Origin of the sequence: Erwinia pyri, assembly GCF_030758455.1 — a bacterium.
GTDB classification, from domain to species: Bacteria; Pseudomonadota; Gammaproteobacteria; order Enterobacterales; family Enterobacteriaceae; genus Erwinia; species Erwinia pyri.
The window spans coordinates 992,277-1,009,556 of sequence record NZ_CP132353.1; the positions used below are offsets into that span (position 1 = coordinate 992,277).

The 17,280-nt window shown below is 56.5% G+C and carries 16 protein-coding genes; 11 read left to right on the forward strand and 5 right to left on the reverse strand.

Annotated elements, in window-relative coordinates; all coding sequences use genetic code 11:
* The first annotated feature begins 193 nt into the window (after nucleotides 1–193).
* The gene (locus tag Q3V30_RS04655) at nucleotides 194–2,080 is read left to right on the forward strand and encodes an acyltransferase family protein (protein ID WP_306210936.1); all 1,887 of its coding nucleotides are present in this window, start codon (nucleotides 194–196) and stop codon (nucleotides 2,078–2,080) included.
* A 104-nt stretch (nucleotides 2,081–2,184) separates the two neighbouring features.
* On the opposite strand, the gene Q3V30_RS04660 is transcribed toward Q3V30_RS04655, so the two are convergent.
* Nucleotides 2,185–3,273, reverse strand: a complete 1,089-nt coding sequence (locus Q3V30_RS04660; RefSeq protein WP_306210938.1) for a glycoside hydrolase 64/thaumatin family protein — start codon at nucleotides 3,271–3,273, stop codon at nucleotides 2,185–2,187.
* 136 nt (nucleotides 3,274–3,409) lie between these two features.
* Between Q3V30_RS04660 and queE the strand changes: the two genes are divergently transcribed.
* The gene (gene queE, locus Q3V30_RS04665; RefSeq protein WP_306213072.1) at nucleotides 3,410–4,081 is read left to right on the forward strand and encodes a 7-carboxy-7-deazaguanine synthase QueE; all 672 of its coding nucleotides are present in this window, start codon (nucleotides 3,410–3,412) and stop codon (nucleotides 4,079–4,081) included.
* 165 nt (nucleotides 4,082–4,246) lie between these two features.
* Here the strand turns inward: queE and Q3V30_RS04670 are convergent, their stop codons facing one another.
* Nucleotides 4,247–4,858 (reverse strand): inorganic diphosphatase, encoded by a 612-nt coding sequence (locus Q3V30_RS04670; RefSeq protein WP_306210941.1) that lies wholly within the window; start codon nucleotides 4,856–4,858, stop codon nucleotides 4,247–4,249.
* 109 nt (nucleotides 4,859–4,967) lie between these two features.
* A complete protein-coding gene (queD, locus tag Q3V30_RS04675; RefSeq protein WP_306210944.1) occupies nucleotides 4,968–5,327 on the reverse strand; it encodes a 6-carboxytetrahydropterin synthase QueD in 360 nt (119 codons plus the stop codon).
* A gap of 302 nt (nucleotides 5,328–5,629) precedes the next feature.
* Here queD and cysJ point away from each other — a divergent pair, with 302 nt between their 5' ends.
* Genes cysJ through Q3V30_RS04690 form a run of 3 tightly spaced genes read left to right on the forward strand, consistent with a single transcriptional unit; the run spans nucleotide 5,630 to nucleotide 9,894 of the window.
* Nucleotides 5,630–7,435 carry an NADPH-dependent assimilatory sulfite reductase flavoprotein subunit gene (gene cysJ, locus Q3V30_RS04680; RefSeq protein WP_306210946.1) on the forward strand — a complete coding sequence of 602 codons (1,806 nt, stop codon included), beginning with the start codon at nucleotides 5,630–5,632 and terminating at the stop codon, nucleotides 7,433–7,435.
* Nucleotides 7,435–9,150 carry an assimilatory sulfite reductase (NADPH) hemoprotein subunit gene (cysI, locus tag Q3V30_RS04685; RefSeq protein ID WP_306210948.1) on the forward strand — a complete coding sequence of 572 codons (1,716 nt, stop codon included), beginning with the start codon at nucleotides 7,435–7,437 and terminating at the stop codon, nucleotides 9,148–9,150. Before cysJ ends, cysI begins: the two co-directional genes overlap by 1 nt.
* 12 nt (nucleotides 9,151–9,162) lie before the next feature.
* Nucleotides 9,163–9,894, forward strand: a complete 732-nt coding sequence (locus tag Q3V30_RS04690; protein WP_306210949.1) for a phosphoadenylyl-sulfate reductase — start codon at nucleotides 9,163–9,165, stop codon at nucleotides 9,892–9,894.
* Between the two features lie 371 nt (nucleotides 9,895–10,265).
* Here the strand turns inward: Q3V30_RS04690 and Q3V30_RS04695 are convergent, their stop codons facing one another.
* Both Q3V30_RS04695 and Q3V30_RS04700 read right to left on the reverse strand, forming a co-directional pair.
* A complete protein-coding gene (locus Q3V30_RS04695; protein WP_306210951.1) occupies nucleotides 10,266–10,550 on the reverse strand; it encodes a YciI family protein in 285 nt (94 codons plus the stop codon).
* A 13-nt stretch (nucleotides 10,551–10,563) separates the two neighbouring features.
* Nucleotides 10,564–11,580, reverse strand: a complete 1,017-nt coding sequence (locus tag Q3V30_RS04700; protein ID WP_306210954.1) for an aminopeptidase — start codon at nucleotides 11,578–11,580, stop codon at nucleotides 10,564–10,566.
* 255 nt (nucleotides 11,581–11,835) lie between these two features.
* On the opposite strand from Q3V30_RS04700, the gene cysG reads away from it, so the two are divergent.
* The 6 genes from cysG to ftsB all read left to right on the forward strand — a co-directional run bounded on the left by cysG (nucleotide 11,836) and on the right by ftsB (nucleotide 17,280).
* Nucleotides 11,836–13,251, forward strand: a complete 1,416-nt coding sequence (gene cysG / locus Q3V30_RS04705) for a siroheme synthase CysG (RefSeq protein ID WP_306213074.1) — start codon at nucleotides 11,836–11,838, stop codon at nucleotides 13,249–13,251.
* Nucleotides 13,252–13,260: 9 nt separating this feature from the next.
* Complete coding sequence (gene cysD / locus Q3V30_RS04710) at nucleotides 13,261–14,169, forward strand: sulfate adenylyltransferase subunit CysD (RefSeq protein ID WP_306210956.1); 909 nt, start codon at nucleotides 13,261–13,263, stop codon at nucleotides 14,167–14,169.
* 9 nt (nucleotides 14,170–14,178) lie between these two features.
* On the forward strand, nucleotides 14,179–15,606 hold the full coding sequence (gene cysN / locus Q3V30_RS04715) for a sulfate adenylyltransferase subunit CysN (RefSeq protein ID WP_306210958.1): 1,428 nt from the start codon (nucleotides 14,179–14,181) through the stop codon (nucleotides 15,604–15,606).
* Nucleotides 15,606–16,214 (forward strand): adenylyl-sulfate kinase, encoded by a 609-nt coding sequence (gene cysC, locus Q3V30_RS04720; protein ID WP_306210960.1) that lies wholly within the window; start codon nucleotides 15,606–15,608, stop codon nucleotides 16,212–16,214. Before cysN ends, cysC begins: the two co-directional genes overlap by 1 nt.
* A 225-nt stretch (nucleotides 16,215–16,439) precedes the next feature.
* Complete coding sequence (locus tag Q3V30_RS04725; RefSeq protein WP_306210962.1) at nucleotides 16,440–16,760, forward strand: DUF3561 family protein; 321 nt, start codon at nucleotides 16,440–16,442, stop codon at nucleotides 16,758–16,760.
* A gap of 199 nt (nucleotides 16,761–16,959) precedes the next feature.
* Nucleotides 16,960–17,280: a cell division protein FtsB gene (ftsB, locus tag Q3V30_RS04730; RefSeq protein WP_306210964.1), complete on the forward strand. Its 321-nt coding sequence runs from the start codon at nucleotides 16,960–16,962 to the stop codon at nucleotides 17,278–17,280.

Below are 17,280 nucleotides of genomic sequence, written 5' to 3' on the forward strand. Positions count from 1 at the left end.
TGAGTTTTAGCCAGGGTTTATCTGAAAAAATAGGCAGCTCGTCAGGCGTAATGCAATTATTACCCTTTATAATCATCTGTTTGTGTAAAGCCTGGCAGGATACAGATTGGTCTGATTTGCGTTAAGAAGGGCGAAATGTCGGGTAAATATATGTAAATTTGCCGTAACTAATTGTCATCAGGGCCAGATTAAAATGAAATACAGGGCAGATGTGGATGGATTGCGTGCGCTGGCGGTGCTGCCGGTAATCGCCTATCACATGGGGATGGGCGGTATTCCGGGTGGGTTCACCGGCGTAGATATCTTCTTCGTGATCTCGGGCTACCTTATTTGCGGCATTATTTACAATGGTGCTATCAGTAACTCCTTCTCCTATCTGGAATTTTACAAACGCCGCTGTCTGCGCATTTTGCCACCGCTGTTTGTGGTACTGCTGAGCACGCTGGCCTTTGGCTACTATCACCTTCTTCCGGCGCAGTTCAGCGACCTGAGCGACAGTACGCTGGCTACCTTGCTCTTCTCATCCAATATCTTCTTCTGGAAAACCACCGGTTATTTTGCCGGACCGGCGGAGCTGAAGCCGCTGCTGCATACCTGGTCGCTGGCGGTTGAGGAGCAGTTCTATATTATCTTCCCGGTGATACTGCTTTTCGTGGTGCGCTTTTTCCGCCAGCGTGCCACTCAGGTGATGCTGCTGATTATCGCCGTTTCCCTGCTGTTAAGCATTTACGCCGTCACGCGTAAACCCACCTTCACTTTCTATATGCTGCCAACCCGGGCCTGGGAGCTGGCATTAGGCGGGGTTATCGCCGTCGCGGGGCTGGAAGCGAAGATGAGTAAAGTCCCGCAGGGGATCAAACACCTGATGAGCCTGGCGGGTCTGGCGCTGATCCTCTTTGGCTTTCTCTGGCTGGACACCAGTAAACCCTTCCCGGCCTGGAATGCGCTCTGGCCCTGCCTTGGCAGCTTTCTGATTATCCTGGCGGGCCAGCAGGCGGCGGTTTCGCGCGTGCTGGCATTAAAGCCGATCGTTTATATCGGCATGATCTCCTACTGCCTTTATCTGTGGCACTGGCCGATTATCGTTTACAGCCGGATGTTCTTTAATTTCGCTCCCGGTATCCGCGAAGCGGTGATTATCGGCCTGACCTTTGGCCTGGCGATCGCTTCCCGCTACCTGATTGAGATCCCGTTCCGCTATAAGCTGGCTGTTATCAACTCAGGCAGGATTGTCACCGCCTCAGTGGTGGGACTGGTAGTGCTGGCATCCGGTGCGCTCTACAAGGGACATGTTGCTAACAACGCCGGGCAGTTCTCTGCTGAAGCGCTGGCTCTGGCCAGCTATTCTCAGTACAAAGAGATGCCGGAATTTACCTATCAGTACCGGCTGGGGCGCTGCTTTGTCGACGGCAAGAGCCAGGAAGATAAGCCTTACGATCGCGATTACTGCCTGAAGACCTCCGCTTCCGCAAAAAATTATCTGCTGATAGGGGACAGCCATGCTGCCCATCTCTGGCGCGCGCTGAGCCTGGCGGCAGGGCAGGGGGTAAACGTGATTCAGGCAACCTCTGCCGGCTGTAAGCCTCTCTACCAGCAGGCGCTGCGTAATCCCTGCAGCGATCTGGTGGATTACCTCTACAGCTCATGGATCCCGCAGCATAAAATCGACGGCATCATTATCTCTGCCCGCTGGGCGCCGGAAGATATCGCTCCGCTTAAGGCGACGCTGAAGCATCTGAAAGGCGTGTCGGATAATGTGATTGTGATGGGGCCGACCATTGAGTATTCAGAAGCGCTGCCGGACCTGCTGGCTTATCAGACCGATGGCCGCAAAGATCTGGTCGCCGCCTCCATCGACCACAGCATCAAAGCCACGGACCGCGCGATGAAACAGGCGATGCAGGATGTCACAACCCGCTATATCTCGGTCTATTCGATTATCTGTCCGGGCGATGTCTGCCGCGGGCTGGCGTCCGACGGGCATCCCATCTCAAATGACTACGGGCACTTCACCTTAAGCGGCGCAAAGGATGTGGCGAACCAGGCCATAGTTGAAATGCATCAGGACAAGTTTATGTAAGGCGGGTACCGCTGCCTGCTGGACGCGCCCGGCAGCGGTATTCTTATCCAGTTCAGAGCGGTTACGCCGCCGATACCGGCAGCGGATTTTTACTGAACGGGCGCTCAGCCTTTAAGCTCAACCTTGAGGTTTTTCGAACTGCTGCCTAAGGTGCTGGCATCGTCAGAGGGGATCACATATCCCTTATCTGCCGCTACATGCTGGCGATAGTAATCAACCACGGCGGGATCCTGCTGATTGGCTGTGGTGCTTTTCTTCAGGCCGTAGACGTTGCCGTCTGCGTCTCTTGCCTTAATGCTCTCCGGCGCGTTGCTCACCAGGTCCTCCAGCGTGCCGGAAACGCGGCCATCCCCCTTCGCGGGTCCGATGGTCATCGCGGCATTATTTCCCTCAATGTAGCTGACATCGTAGAACGTCTGGCCGCTGCCGCCGTCAAACTTCACCTCGCCCAGCGTCACATTGGCGCCATCGCCCTGGCTGCTGCGGAAGTTACCAGACCAGTTAGGATCAAATTTCTGCGTTTTTGTTTCGCCCGGCTGCAGGGTGAGATCGTCCGGTTTGGCGCTGCCATCGGCATTTGGCGTGAAGGAAATCGTCATCGGCTTATCGCCTTTGTTCTCAAACGTCAGGCTGTTCTGGCTGGGGTCAATATCGGTATCACTACTGACCGCACTGGCGCTGCTGCTGGCGGCGGCCGACGCCACAGCAGGGGAGGAATGGGTTGTGCCGCTCTCCGGCATTGCCATTGGCGTCGCAGGTGATGAGGTGGCTGCCGCCGTTATCGCTGGCGCTGCTGAGGCCGAAGGGGGCTGTTCTGCCGCTAAATTGTTCCCGGCAGAAGGAGCCGCGCCCTGACCTGGTGCAGGGGAGGAGGCGTTACCGCTCTCGCCGCCGTGCGCTTTGTTGATTTGCTGGGCCAGCGTATCAATGGCAGAGAGCGCATTTTGCAACAGCTTGCCCAGCGTCTGCAAAAACTGCCTGAAAGAGGAGCTATCCGTGCTGCTGGCGGCCTGTTTTGAGCCGGAAAGCTCCGGCAGATCACTGGTAGCAGGGGAGCCAAAACTGATGCTGTGGCCGCCGCCGGTTTGCTGGCTGGAGAGGCTCTCTGGCTGAGTTTTCAGTAAGGAATTCAAGCCGCTGTCGCTTAAATCCTGGATAAGGCGATTCACTCCACTGCCGACCTGCATATTCATGGGCGTTCCCCGGGAAAAGGCGATGAACGTTGAGTGGCCTGAAAAGCTGCCTGGTTCCCGGCACAAAGCGATTTGGCTAACCCGCGCCGATCTGCCATACTCTGCGCCCTTAAATTCACTACCAGTCGAGATGGCAATGCAGTACCCGATTAATGAAATGTTCCAGACGTTGCAGGGCGAAGGGTTTTATACCGGCGTTCCGGCAATTTTTATCCGCCTGCAGGGATGCCCGGTGGGCTGCAGCTGGTGTGATACCAAACACACCTGGGATAAGCTGGCCGATCGGGAAACCTCGCTGGGCGATATCCTGCTGAAAACGGTGGAAACCGACGCCTGGGGTGCGGCAGATGCGGCTGCGCTGTTGGCGGTGATTGCTGACCATGGCTGGACGGCTCGTCACGTGGTGATCACCGGGGGAGAGCCTTGCATTCATGATTTGACGCCGCTCACCAGCACTCTGCAGAAGCACGGCTTCAGTTGCCAGATCGAAACCAGCGGCACCCATGAGGTGCAGTGCAGTGCGGAGACCTGGGTGACCGTCTCGCCAAAAGTGAATATGCGCGGCGGCTATGATGTACTGAATCAGGCGTTGGTGCGTGCCGATGAGGTCAAGCATCCGGTGGCGCGCCAGCGTGATGTGGAAGCGCTGCAGGCGCTGCTGGCTACGCTGAACGATGACAAACAGCGGATTATCGCCCTGCAGCCGATCAGCCAGAAAGAGGATGCCACTAAACTGTGCATCGAAACCTGTATCCGGCACAACTGGCGTCTCTCGATGCAGACCCATAAATATCTGAATATTGCCTGACGTTCAGCGGCTCTGGCGCAAAGGCCTTTGCGCTGCGGCCCGCTCGCTGCCGCGCTGAATATTGAACCCTGGCGAAGAGAGTTTCGCCCGGGCTGCTTCCCTGCTGGCTTTTACGCGCCTGACCACAATTGCTTGCGTTATTGATTCCCCGTACAGACTTTGCCGTTACTCTGGTTTTGGCGCTTTAGCCTTCCAGGCTTCATAAGCCGATTTGATCTCGGTTTTGGCGGCGGCTGCATCTTCAAAGCCGCTCAGCTCGACTTTTTTGCGGCCAGCAGGAAGCTGTTTATAGACGCGGAAGAAAGCCTCAAGCCGCTCTTTTTCCAGCTTCGGCAGATCGTTAATCGACTGGATTTCATCATAAGTCGGGTCGATTTTGCTGGCAGGAACCGCAACAATCTTGTCGTCGGACTCACCGCCATCAATCATCTTCAGCACGCCAATTGGGCGCAGCTTGATCAATGTACCCGGTGCCATGGGCGCGCGGGTGTAAAAAATAACGTCTAACGGATCGTTATCCCCACCCAGTGATTGCGTCAGCGAGCCATAGTTGGCCGGATAGGCAACAGGCATTGACTGAAAGCGGTCAGCGACAATAAAGCCAGTCTTAGCATCAGTTTCATATTTGATGATGCCGCCAGCGGGGATTTCGGTCAGGGCATAAAATTCATCAGGGTTATTATCAGGCTGAGGGAAATCCAGAATATTCATGGCGGTAGCCTGAGCAGAGGCGACGACAAGTACGGCAACGGCAGAAAATTTAGTCAACGAGTTCATTGTTGATTCTCTTGATCTTTAATGAAGGAGCCAACAACGTAGTGAAGGGGGATGACAGTAGGATGACAGTGGGGAAGGGCGAACCGGCCTGAGCCGATCCGCAGAGGTATTAACCTTTATAGACGCAGCCAGCGGTGCAGGTCTCTTTGATCATTACGGCGCTGAGATCGGCGAGCTTTGGCTTCATCTGATCCCAGATCCATTTCGCCAGCACTTCGCTGGTGGGATTTTCAAGGCCGGGGATATCGTTCAGATAGTAGTGATCCAGCCGATCGTAAACCGGCATAAAAGCCGCCTTCAGTTCGGCAAAATCGATGATCCAGCCGGTATGCGCATCCACTTCGCCAGTAATTTCGAGCCGCACCAGAAAGGAGTGCCCATGCAGGCGGCCACATTTGTGCCCTTCCGGCACGTTAGGCAGATGGTGAGCCGCCTCGAATTGGAAATCTTTAAACAGCGTGGTAGCCATAAACGTTCTCTGTTGCTGGGAAAAACCGGCGGATTTTACCTGAAAACGCCTTTTTTCGCACCCGTTTCCTGGCCGGTTGTTGATTTTAAGCAGTGCTTCAAATCCGCCAAAGATTAATAGTTTGTTTATCAACCGGTTAGCTAACCTGTTTTGCCACTATCTCTTACCCCTAAAACCGTTTAGTCGTTTTGGTTATTTATTATTACCAACCCTTATTTAAGGGTTATTATGCTTGTCGTTACCCTACTCCTATCTTGCTGTCTTTACGGCCCGGACCACCCGATACTGGAACCTTCAACGCAATGACGACTCAGGCACCTCCAAGCTCTCTGCTTCCGCTGAATCCGGAACAACTCGCCCGTTTGCAGGCGGCCACCGGGGATTTCTCGACCACGCAGCTGGCGTGGCTCTCTGGCTATTTCTGGGGCATGGTCAACCAGACGCCTGGTGCGGCAGCCCTCTCTGCGCCAGCCCCGGTGGAGGCTACTACTATTACCCTGCTTTCCGCCTCTCAGACCGGTAACGCCCGTCGCGTGGCAGAGCAGCTGCGTGACGATCTGCTGGCAGCGAAGCTGAGCGTTAACCTGGTTAACGCAGGTGATTACAAGTTCAAGCAGATAGCGCAGGAAAAACTGCTGGTGGTTGTCGCCTCTACCCAGGGTGAAGGCGATCCGCCGGAAGAGGCCGTCGCGCTGCACAAATTCCTGATGTCGAAGAAGGCGCCGAAGCTGGACGGTACCGCGTTTGCCGTGTTCGGCCTGGGCGATACCTCTTATGAATTCTTCAGCAAGGCGGGGAAAGATTTCGACGGCAAGCTGGCGGAGTTGGGCGGTGAGCGGCTGTTGGATCGTGTGGATGCTGACGTTGAGTATGCCGCTGACGCAGAGAAATGGCGTAAGCAGATTGTTGAAATCCTCAAGGCGCGAGCGCCAGGCCAGTCACCTGCGGCGGCTGCGGTTAGCGCCACCGGTACGGTGAACGAAGTCTTCAGCAGCCCCTACACTAAAGAGGAGCCGCTGACCGCCACTCTGGCCGTGAATCAGAAAATTACCGGACGTAACTCCGATAAAGACGTTCGCCATATTGAGATTGATCTCGGCGATTCAGGCCTGCGCTACCAGCCGGGTGATGCGCTGGGCGTCTGGTTTGAGAACGACCCCGCTCTGGTGCAGGAGCTGGTTGAGCTGTTGTGGCTGAAAGGCGATGAGAGCGTTACGGTTAACGGGCAGACGCTGCCACTGGCCGAGGCGCTGCAAAAGCATTTTGAGCTGACGGTGAATACGCCGCAGATCGTTGAGCAGTACGGCAAGCTGTGCCGGGATGAAACGCTGCTGGGGCTGATTAATGAAAAACCACGGCTTCAGCACTACGCGCAGAACACGCCAATTGTGGATATGGTCCGTCAGGCACCCGTCGAGCTGACGGCCGATCAGCTGACTGGCCTGCTGCGTCCGCTGACGCCACGCCTTTACTCTATCGCCTCGTCGCAGGCTGAGAGCGAGAGCGAAGTGCATATCACCGTGGGTGCTGTGCGTTATGAAATTGACGGGCGTGTTCGTGCAGGCGGCGCTTCCAGCTTCCTGGCCGATCGTCTGGAAGAGGATGGCGATCTGCGCATCTTTATCGAACATAACGACAACTTCCGTCTGCCGGCTGACCCGGAAGCGCCGGTCATTATGATCGGGCCAGGCACCGGTATTGCACCGTTCCGCGCCTTTATGCAGCAGCGTGATAATGAGGGCGCCGCAGGCAAAAACTGGCTCTTCTTTGGCAACCCGCACTTTACGGAAGATTTCCTCTATCAGGTAGAGTGGCAGCGCTACGTGAAGGATGGGCTGCTGACGAATATCGATCTCGCCTGGTCCCGCGACCAGCAGCAGAAAGTCTATGTACAGGATAAAATCCGCGCTAAGGGTGCCGAAGTGTGGCGCTGGATCGAGCAGGGCGCGCATATCTACGTCTGCGGTGACGCAAACCGGATGGCGAAGGATGTGGAGCAGGCGTTGCTGGAAGTGATAGCCGGGCACGGCGGCATGGATCTTGAGACCGCCGATGAATTTTTAAGTGAGCTGCGCATTGAGCGCCGTTATCAGCGAGACGTTTACTAATGACTAATGAAAAACATCCTGGCCCGCTGGTGGTTGAAGGCAAACTCACCGACGCAGAGCGCCTGAAGAAAGAGAGTAATTATCTGCGCGGTACCATCGCCGAAGATCTGCAAAACGGTCTGACCGGCGGCTTTACCGGCGACAACTTTTTGCTGATCCGCTTTCACGGCATGTATCAGCAGGATGACCGCGATATTCGTGCCGAGCGCGCCGAGCAGAAGCTGGAGCCGCGTCATGCCATGATGCTGCGCTGCCGTCTGCCGGGCGGTATCATCACGCCGAAACAGTGGCTGGGTATCGATAAGTTTGCTGAGAACAATACGATTTACGGCAGCATTCGTCTGACCAACCGCCAGACTTTCCAGTTTCACGGCATTCTGAAAGGCAACGTGAAGCCTGCGCACCAGATGCTGAGCGAAGTAGGGCTGGATGCGCTGGCAACCGCCAACGACGTAAACCGCAACGTGCTGTGCAGCTCGAATCCGGTTGAGTCTGAGCTGCATCAGGAAGCCTACGAGTGGGCGAAAAAGCTCTCTGAGCACCTGCTGCCGCAGACGCGTGCTTACGCCGAGATCTGGCTGGATCAGGAGAAAGTCGCCACCACGGATAAAGAGCCGATTCTGGGCGAAACCTATCTGCCGCGTAAATTTAAAACCACCGTGGTGGTGCCGCCGCATAACGACGTGGATCTGCACGCGAACGATCTTAACTTCGTCGCCATTGCTGAAAACGGCAAGCTGATTGGCTTTAACCTGCTGGTGGGCGGTGGCTTGTCTATCGACCACGGTAACAAAGCGACCTATGCGCGTACCGCCAGCGAGTTTGGCTTCCTGCCGCTGGAGAAAACGCTGGCGGTAGCGGAAGCGGTGGTGACCACCCAGCGCGACTGGGGCAACCGTACCGACCGTAAAAATGCCAAAACCAAATATACGCTTGAGCGTGTAGGCGTTGAGACGTTTAAGGCGGAAGTTGAGCGTCGTGCAGAGATCAAGTTTGAGCCGATCCGCCCTTATGAGTTTACCACCCGTGGCGATCGTATCGGCTGGGTGAAGGGGATTGATGATAAGTGGCACCTGACGCTGTTTATTGAAAATGGCCGCCTGCTGGACTATCCGGGTCGTCCGCTGAAAACCGGCATCGCAGAGATTGCGAAAATTCACCAGGGCGATTTCCGCCTCACCGCCAACCAGAATCTGATTGTGGCGGGCGTGCCGGAAGCGGAGAAGCCGAAAATTGAGGCGCTGGCCCGCAGCCACGGCTTGATGGAAAGCGTCACTGCCCAGCGTGAAAATTCTATGGCCTGCGTGTCGTTCCCAACCTGCCCGCTGGCAATGGCGGAAGCCGAACGTTTCCTGCCAGATTTTGTCACCCGCGTGGAGGAGCTGATGAGTTCGCACGGCGTGGGCAATGAGCACATTGTGCTGCGCGTGACCGGCTGTCCGAATGGCTGTGGTCGGGCGCTGCTGGCGGAGATAGGGCTGGTGGGCAAGGCGCCGGGGCGCTATAACCTGCATCTGGGCGGGAACCGCATCGGGACGCGCATCCCGCGTATGTACCGTGAAAACATCACCGAAGATGAAATTTTGTCTACCCTTGATGCATTACTGGGTCGCTGGTCAAAAGAGCGCGAAGCTGATGAAGGCTTTGGCGATTTCACTATTCGCGCAGGCGTGGTGAAACCGGTTGTCGATCCGGCCCGCGATTTTTGGGCATAACGGAGGCGTGATATGTCTGTACTCGATCTCTCGGCACTGAACGAATTACCTAAAGTTGAGCGCGTGATGGCGCTGGCGGAAGTGAACAGCAAACTGGATAAGCTCTCTGCTCAGGAGCGCGTGCTCTGGGCGCTGGAGAATCTGCCCGGCGAAGCGGTGCTCTCTTCCAGCTTCGGCATTCAGGCTGCGGTCAGTCTGCATCTGGTGAATCAGGTGAAGCCGGGCATTCCGGTGATCCTGACCGATACCGGTTATCTGTTCCCGGAAACCTATCAGTTTATCGATCGGTTGACGGAGAAGCTGGACCTCAACCTGAAGGTGTTCCGTGCAGAGCAAAGCGCGGCATGGCAGGAGGCGAGGTACGGCAAGCTGTGGGAGCAGGGCGTTGAAGGGATTGAACGCTACAACGAGATCAATAAAGTTGCGCCAATGAACCGGGCGCTGGCAGAGTTAAACGGGCAGACCTGGTTTGCCGGTCTGCGTCGCGATCAGTCCAGCAGTCGTGCACATCTGCCGGTGCTGGCTATCCAGCGTGGCGTCTTTAAGGTGCTGCCGATCATCGACTGGGATAACCGTCAGGTGCATCAGTATCTGCAAGAGAACGATTTGGGATATCACCCGCTGTGGGATCAGGGCTATCTTTCGGTGGGCGATACGCACACCACCCGTAAATGGGAGCCAGGAATGGCGGAAGAGGAAACCCGTTTCTTCGGCCTGAAGCGCGAGTGCGGGCTGCACGAGTAGCATGTAGCCGGACTGAAAGCGATAAAGCTCATGGGGTGACCCGTGGGCTTTTTTTTTGCTGGTAACGCCGGAGTCATATTCAGGCTTGAGAGGAGTTGTCTGTAAGGCTGGGGGCTGCGAAGGAAATGCGGTGGGGTGTATTCAGGCTCGCGGGGAATTGTCTGTGAGGCTGGGGGCTGCGAAGGAAATGCGGTGAGGTGTATTCGGGCTTGCGGGGAGTTGTCTGTGAGGCTGGTGTCTGCGAAGGGAACGCTGGCCGTTCATAAAGACGCAAAAAACGTCATCCCTGACAGCTCGGCTCGCGCCGTCCATGGCGCGAGACGCTTTATTCACGGCCAGCGTTCCCCTCGCTTTAACCTTTAGCGTTGTCTTTAACTGCCAATAAGCGCGTTAAACTCATTGGCGGCGCGGGTGATATTAACCTGTGTCACCTCATACTCCGCCACCGCCTGGAAGGCATCTTCCTGCAGGATGGTGTTCAGCCGTTCACGATCGATATCCCTGGCGATAATTACGCCGCCTGTTCGAGGCTCCTTCCTGCCGGCGGTGATGAAAACGCCGGCGGCGAAATACTTATCCAGCCACGCCATATGCGCATCCAGCACGGCATCCACTTCGTCCATCGGACGGGTATAACTCAGGCTAACGATATACATTGCAACTCCTGGATCAGGTTTTAGGATTTGCCAGCTCGGTAATCAGCGGCAGGAGAATTTTAACGGTAGCGCGTGTGCGCTGCGAAATCCGCCCAGGCAACCAGCGATCGAGATAGGCCAGGTTATCGAGCGATGCCTGATGCAGCGTGGTGCCCTGCGGGAAATGGCGGCTGGCGGTTCGCTGCTGCTTCCCGTCACGTTTGCCCAGATCCCAGTTGGTGGCGCGGATGCTAAGCAGAGGGAACCCCGCTTGATCAAACCGATCTTCTGCGGGACGTTTTTTCACCGCTTTGCCGTTTGTTGCTGCCGCCAGCCCATGCAGGCGGGCGATGGCCAGCGCACGGTCTCGCGTTTGGCGGGCAACCGCTTCCGGCGTGTTGCTGCCGCTGTCGAAATAGAGTTTATCGCCAACAATCAGGCTGTCCAGGCTTATCACCAGCAGCGTGTTCTTCTTCTCTTCCGGCTTCATACGGGCGAGGTAATCCTCTTCACCGCGCTGGCCCAGCTCTTCGGCACTGAGGGCGACGAAGCGCAGGCTGTAATGCAGCGGCACTTTTCTGAGCTTCTGCGCCAGTTCCAGCATCACGCCCAGCCCGGAGGCATTATCGTCCGCGCCCTGAAGGGTTAACCCACCCAGATTATGTTGCCGGTCGCTGTCGCTGGCTGGCAGGTAAGTATCCGCGTGAGTAACAATGATAATCTGCTGGGGAACGTCGCCCGCTTTGGCGGCAATCACCGAGGTAGCGGTCACGTTATGCGACGTGATATGTCCATCCTGCGAAGGATATTGATAGCGAGCGGTGAAGGTACGCTTGTTACTTTTATAGCCCATTTCAGTGAACTGGCGCTGCAGGTAGTCTGCTGTCAGCATCTCTGCCGGGCTGCCCGCCATACGGCCGGGGAAGTAGGTGGCGATATGGCGCAACTGTTGCTCAGCGAACTGGCCATCCTGCTGGGCAGCCGATAAGGGGAAAACAGCACCGCAACTGAGCAGCGCGGCCAGCGCACTCAGGCAGAGTCGGGAAAACATGTCAGATCCTTAGTCGTCATCCGGTGACGATCCTGCGAGTTTTTTTACCCGGATAGTATGAAAGTGTGACGCGCTTTGCACAATTTCATTCTCTCTTAAATGCCCTAAATATCATCCGTTAAGCACATTTTGTGCGTAGCTTTGCCACAACGTTATTCCATTCAGTAACTACTCATTCCAATTAGTAATTTCATAAGCCTGAAGCCTGGGCCGTATAGTCGCATGAACTTTATGTCATTAATGAAAAAGGCTGACGTGGACTATCTTCCGATTTTTGCAGACATCCGTAATAAACCGGTGCTGATTGTAGGCGGCGGTGACGTGGCTGCGCGCAAAATTGAGCTTCTGCGTCGCGCGGGCGCTCACGTCAACATTGCGGCACGCGAGCTGTGTGAAGAGCTGACTGCGCTGGAAAAGAGCGGTGCAGTCAGCTGGATCGCCAAAGCTTATCAGCCTTCTCAACTCGATAGCGCCTGGCTGGTGATTGCGGCCACCGATGACGGCGAGCTGAATGCCCGCGTCTTCACCGATGCCAGCGAGCGTCGCCTGCTGGCTAACGTGGTTGACGATCAGCCCAAGTGCGCCTTTATTTTCCCCTCAATTGTGGACCGCTCTCCGCTGGTGGTCGCCATCTCTTCCAGCGGCACCGCGCCAGTGCTGGCCCGACTGCTGCGTGAAAAGCTGGAAGCTTTGCTGCCTGCCAATCTGGGACAGATGGCGGAAATCGCCGGACAGTGGCGCAACAAAGTCAAAGAGCGCTTCAGCAAGATGTCGGATCGCCGCCGTTTCTGGGAGAGAGCCTTTAACGGGCTGTTTGCCAGCCAGGTCGCTTCCGGCAACATCGACGGCGCGAAGCGCACGCTGGATCAGCAGCTTGACGACCCGGAAGCCAGCGAAGGTGAAATCATCCTTGTGGGTGCCGGGCCGGGCGATGCGGGCCTGTTGACGCTGCGGGGTCTTCAGGTCATGCAGCAGGCTGACGTGGTGCTCTATGACCATCTGGTCAGCGATGAAATTCTGGACCTGGTGCGCCGCGATGCCGACCGCATCTGCGTAGGCAAGCGGGCAAATGCGCACAGCGTGCCGCAGGAAGAGACTAACCGTCTGCTGGTTGAGCTGGCGAAGAAAGGCAAACGCGTGGTGCGGCTGAAGGGGGGCGATCCCTTTATCTTTGGCCGGGGCGGTGAAGAGTTACAGGCTGCTGTGGAAGCGGGCATCCCCTTCCAGGTGGTACCGGGCGTAACGGCTGCCGCAGGCGCAACCGCCTACGCAGGGATCCCGCTGACCCACCGTGACCATGCGCAGAGCGCAACGTTTATTACCGGTCATTGCCGTGCCGACGGCGAGGGCATGGACTGGGCTTCACTGGCCCGCGCCCGGCAGACGCTGGCTATCTATATGGGCACCATGAAAGCGGCAGAGATCTCCGCACAGCTGATTGCTCACGGGCGCGACGCTCAGACGCCGGTGGCGGTGATTGGTCGCGGCACGCGACAGGATCAGCAGGTGCTGATCGGCACGCTACAAGAATTAGACGCATTAGCGCATCGCGCACCGACGCCGGCGCTGTTGGTAATAGGGGAAGTGGTTAACCTGCACCAACAGCTGGCATGGTTTCAACATTCAGCGCAGCAGGACGGACGCGAGTCCGCCGTTGTGAATTTGGCTTGAGGAAAAGTTATGGATCAAAAACGACTCACCCACCTGCGTCAACTGGAAGCGGAAAGTATCCATATCATCCGTGAAGTGGCGGCAGAGTTTGGCAACCCGGTGATGATGTACTCCATCGGCAAGGACTCCTCGGTGATGCTGCATCTGGCGCGCAAGGCGTTCTATCCTGGCACGCTGCCGTTCCCATTGCTGCACGTGGATACCGGTTGGAAATTCCGCGAAATGTACGAGTTCCGCGACCGCACGGTGAAAAACATCGGCGCTGAGCTGCTGGTGCATAAAAACCCGGAAGGCGTGGCGATGGGCATTAACCCGTTCGTCCACGGCAGCGCCAAGCATACCGACATCATGAAAACCGAAGGCCTGAAGCAGGCGCTGAACAAATATGGTTTTGATGCTGCCTTTGGCGGCGCCCGCCGTGACGAAGAGAAGTCGCGTGCGAAAGAGCGTATCTACTCCTTCCGCGACCGTTTCCATCGCTGGGACCCGAAAAATCAGCGTCCTGAGCTGTGGCATAACTACAACGGCCAGATCAACAAAGGCGAAAGCATTCGCGTCTTCCCGCTCTCCAACTGGACCGAGCTGGATATCTGGCAGTACATCTTCCTGGAAAATATTGAGATCGTCCCATTGTACCTGGCGGCTCCCCGTCCGGTTCTGGAGCGCGACGGCATGCTGATGATGATTGATGACGATCGCATCGACCTGCAACCTGGCGAAGTGATTGAGCAGCGTATGGTGCGTTTCCGTACCCTCGGCTGCTGGCCGCTGACCGGCGCAGTGGAGTCTGAAGCGCAGACGCTGCCGGGGATCATTGAAGAGATGCTGGTCTCCACCACCAGCGAACGTCAGGGCCGCGTTATTGACCGCGACCAGTCCGGCTCAATGGAGCTGAAGAAACGCCAGGGTTATTTCTGAGGAGCCGAGATGAACAACGTCATTGCACAACAAATTGCTGACCAGGGCGGCGTTGAAGCCTGGCTGCACGCGCAGCAACATAAAAGCCTGCTGCGCTTTCTGACCTGCGGCAGCGTCGACGACGGCAAGAGTACGCTGATTGGTCGCCTGCTTCACGACACGCGCCAGATTTATGAAGATCAGCTCTCTTCGCTGCATAACGACAGCAAACGTCACGGTACCCAGGGCGAAAAGCTCGACCTGGCGCTGCTGGTGGATGGCCTGCAGGCGGAGCGTGAGCAGGGCATTACCATTGATGTGGCTTACCGCTATTTCTCCACCGAGAAGCGTAAGTTCATTATTGCCGATACGCCGGGACACGAGCAGTACACCCGTAATATGGCGACCGGCGCCTCGACCTGCGACCTGGCGATCCTGCTGATTGATGCGCGCAAGGGGGTACTGGATCAGACTCGTCGTCACAGCTTTATCTCCACGCTGCTGGGCATCAAGCACCTGATCGTGGCGATCAACAAAATGGATCTGGTGGAGTACAGCGAAGCCACTTTTGAGCAGATCAAACAGGACTACCTGGACTTTGCCGGTCAGCTTCCTGCCGACCTGGATATCCGCTTTGTGCCGATGTCGGCGCTGGAAGGGGAAAACGTTGCCTCGCCAAGCGAAGCGATGAGCTGGTATACCGGCCCGACGCTGCTGGACGTGCTGGAAACCGTAGAGGTGAAGCGCGTGGTCGAGCAGCAGCCGATGCGCTTCCCGGTGCAGTACGTTAACCGTCCTAACCTGGATTTCCGTGGCTATGCCGGTACGCTGGCATCTGGCAGCGTGAAAGTGGGCCAGCGCGTTAAGGCGCTTCCTTCTGGCGTGGAATCTTCTATCGCCCGTATCGTGACCTTTGATGGCGATCTGCAGGAAGCGCAGGCGGGCGAGGCGATCACCCTGGTGCTGAAGGATGAGATTGATATCAGCCGTGGCGATCTGCTGGTAGCCGCAGAAGAGACGCTGAAACCGGTGCAGGCCGCTGCGGTAGACGTGGTCTGGATGGCCGAGCAGCCGCTGGTGCCGGGACAGAGCTTTGATATCAAAATTGCCGGTAAGAAAACCCGCGCCCGTATTGAAAAGATTAAGTATCAGGTTGAGATCAACAGCCTGGCGCAGCACGACGTCGAAAGCCTGCCGCTGAACGGCATCGGCCTGGTGGAGATGACCTTTGATGAACCGATGGTGCTCGACAATTATCAGGCTAACCCGGTAACTGGCGGCATGATCTTTATCGATCGCCTGAGCAACGTCACGGTGGGTGCCGGGATGATTCGCGAACCGTTACAGGATGTGGTGCAGGATCGGGGCAACTTCAGCGCGTTTGAGCTGGAGCTGAATGCGCTGGTTCGTCGTCACTTCCCGCACTGGAACGCACGCGATCTGCTGGGCGGCCAGTAATGGCCGCTGAACACGACGAAAACGTTATCTGGCATTCGCACGCGGTGACGCGTGCTGAGCGAGAGCAGCAGCATGGCCATCAGGGCGCGGTGCTCTGGTTCACCGGTCTTTCGGGATCGGGGAAATCGACCGTGGCTGGCGCGCTGGAACAGGCGCTGCATCAGCTTGGGGTCAGCACCTATCTGCTCGACGGCGACAATGTCCGTCACGGGCTGTGCCGCGATCTCGGTTTCAGCGATGATGACCGCAAAGAGAATATCCGTCGGGTGGGCGAAGTCGCCAGACTGATGGTTGATGCCGGGCTGGTGGTGCTCACCGCGTTTATCTCTCCGCATCGTGCTGAACGCCAGATGGTGCGGGATATGCTGGGTGAAGGGCGATTTATCGAAGTGTTTGTGGATACGCCGCTGGCGATCTGTGAAGCGCGTGACCCGAAAGGGTTATACAAGAAGGCGCGGGCCGGTGAGTTGCGTAATTTCACCGGTATCGATGCAGTCTACGAAGCGCCTGAGCAGGCGGAGATGCATCTTGATGGCGCACAGTCGGTGCCGGTGCTGGTTTCTCAGATTGTGGCGCTGCTTCGCCAGCAGCAGCACCTGCCAGCGTAATCGCCAGGTGAGTCACGAAAGTTGAAAAGGAGCCTGGCTTATTGTTAAGTCAGGCTCCCTGCTGGCCCCCCTTAAAGCTCTCAGCTGCGCCGTTGTACCAACAATTGGTAACAATATTGCGGGTTCAAGTGTAGATCTGCAGCGATGTCACGATATGATCCCTTCCTGAGATAGCCTCGGCAAAACGCCTCAGAGCGCGCCGATTTTCGCGTCCACAGGATACTTATGCATAACGTTACGCCCTTACTGGCCCGTAAAGAAGATCGCGATCGGGAAGAGCCCTCCTGGTCTTTTCCTGGTGGAGTAGTGGGCTTTGCCGCTTACTGGCTCGCTCTGGCGATCCCTTTCATGCTCTACGGCTCGTCCACGCTGTTTTTCTTTCTCTATACGTGGCCCTTCTTTCTGGCGCTGCTGCCCGTTTCCGTGCTGGTCGGCATCGCCGCCAGCGTGATCCTGCGCGGCCAGCTGATCTGGACCATATTACTCACCACGCTGATAGTTATTTTTCTTTTCTGGCTGCTGTTTACGCTACTGAGCGGATGGTAACCTGACCGCTCCACCGTATTGACTGCTGGCCCGGCCAGATTTACTGTCTGCATCCCCATTCGGGGAGAAAATATTGCCTGCAAGCCCGCGATTCGGGCGAAGAACGCTCACCGATTCACCAATACAGGGTTAAATCACCGGTAAAGTGGAGTCGGATGAAAAGTTATGGGATGATTGAGCCGTTTTTCAGGGGGCGGGGATGGGAAAACTTACGCTGCTGTTACTTGTGTTACTGGGCTGGCTGCAATATTCGCTCTGGCTGGGCAAGAACGGCATACATGACTATACGCGCGTTAAAGACGATGTTGCGGTGCAACAGGGCGGCAACGCGAAGCTAAAAGCGCGAAACGATCAGCTGTTTGCAGAAATCGACGACCTTAACGGCGGTTCTGAAGCAATTGAGGAGCGCGCACGTAACGAGCTGGGGATGATCAAACCCGGTGAGACTTTCTATCGCCTTGTGCCGGATCAAAATAAACGAAACGCGCAGCAGGGTGCTTCTACCAGTCAGCAACGATAA

Excerpts from the sequence above, each read along its gene's own strand:
- Q3V30_RS04655 (WP_306210936.1), top strand. The coding sequence starts at position 194 with ATGAAATACAGGGCAGATGTGGATGGATTGCGTGCGCTGGCGGTGCTG.
- Q3V30_RS04660 (WP_306210938.1), bottom strand. The coding sequence starts at position 3,273 with ATGAATATGCAGGTCGGCAGTGGAGTGAATCGCCTTATCCAGGATTTA.
- queE (WP_306213072.1), top strand. The coding sequence starts at position 3,410 with ATGCAGTACCCGATTAATGAAATGTTCCAGACGTTGCAGGGCGAAGGG.
- Q3V30_RS04670 (WP_306210941.1), bottom strand. The coding sequence starts at position 4,858 with ATGAACTCGTTGACTAAATTTTCTGCCGTTGCCGTACTTGTCGTCGCC.
- queD (WP_306210944.1), bottom strand. The coding sequence starts at position 5,327 with ATGGCTACCACGCTGTTTAAAGATTTCCAATTCGAGGCGGCTCACCAT.
- cysJ (WP_306210946.1), top strand. The coding sequence starts at position 5,630 with ATGACGACTCAGGCACCTCCAAGCTCTCTGCTTCCGCTGAATCCGGAA.
- cysI (WP_306210948.1), top strand. The coding sequence starts at position 7,435 with ATGACTAATGAAAAACATCCTGGCCCGCTGGTGGTTGAAGGCAAACTC.
- Q3V30_RS04690 (WP_306210949.1), top strand. The coding sequence starts at position 9,163 with ATGTCTGTACTCGATCTCTCGGCACTGAACGAATTACCTAAAGTTGAG.
- Q3V30_RS04695 (WP_306210951.1), bottom strand. The coding sequence starts at position 10,550 with ATGTATATCGTTAGCCTGAGTTATACCCGTCCGATGGACGAAGTGGAT.
- Q3V30_RS04700 (WP_306210954.1), bottom strand. The coding sequence starts at position 11,580 with ATGTTTTCCCGACTCTGCCTGAGTGCGCTGGCCGCGCTGCTCAGTTGC.
- cysD (WP_306210956.1), top strand. The coding sequence starts at position 13,261 with ATGGATCAAAAACGACTCACCCACCTGCGTCAACTGGAAGCGGAAAGT.
- cysN (WP_306210958.1), top strand. The coding sequence starts at position 14,179 with ATGAACAACGTCATTGCACAACAAATTGCTGACCAGGGCGGCGTTGAA.
- cysC (WP_306210960.1), top strand. The coding sequence starts at position 15,606 with ATGGCCGCTGAACACGACGAAAACGTTATCTGGCATTCGCACGCGGTG.
- Q3V30_RS04725 (WP_306210962.1), top strand. The coding sequence starts at position 16,440 with ATGCATAACGTTACGCCCTTACTGGCCCGTAAAGAAGATCGCGATCGG.
- ftsB (WP_306210964.1), top strand. The coding sequence starts at position 16,960 with ATGGGAAAACTTACGCTGCTGTTACTTGTGTTACTGGGCTGGCTGCAA.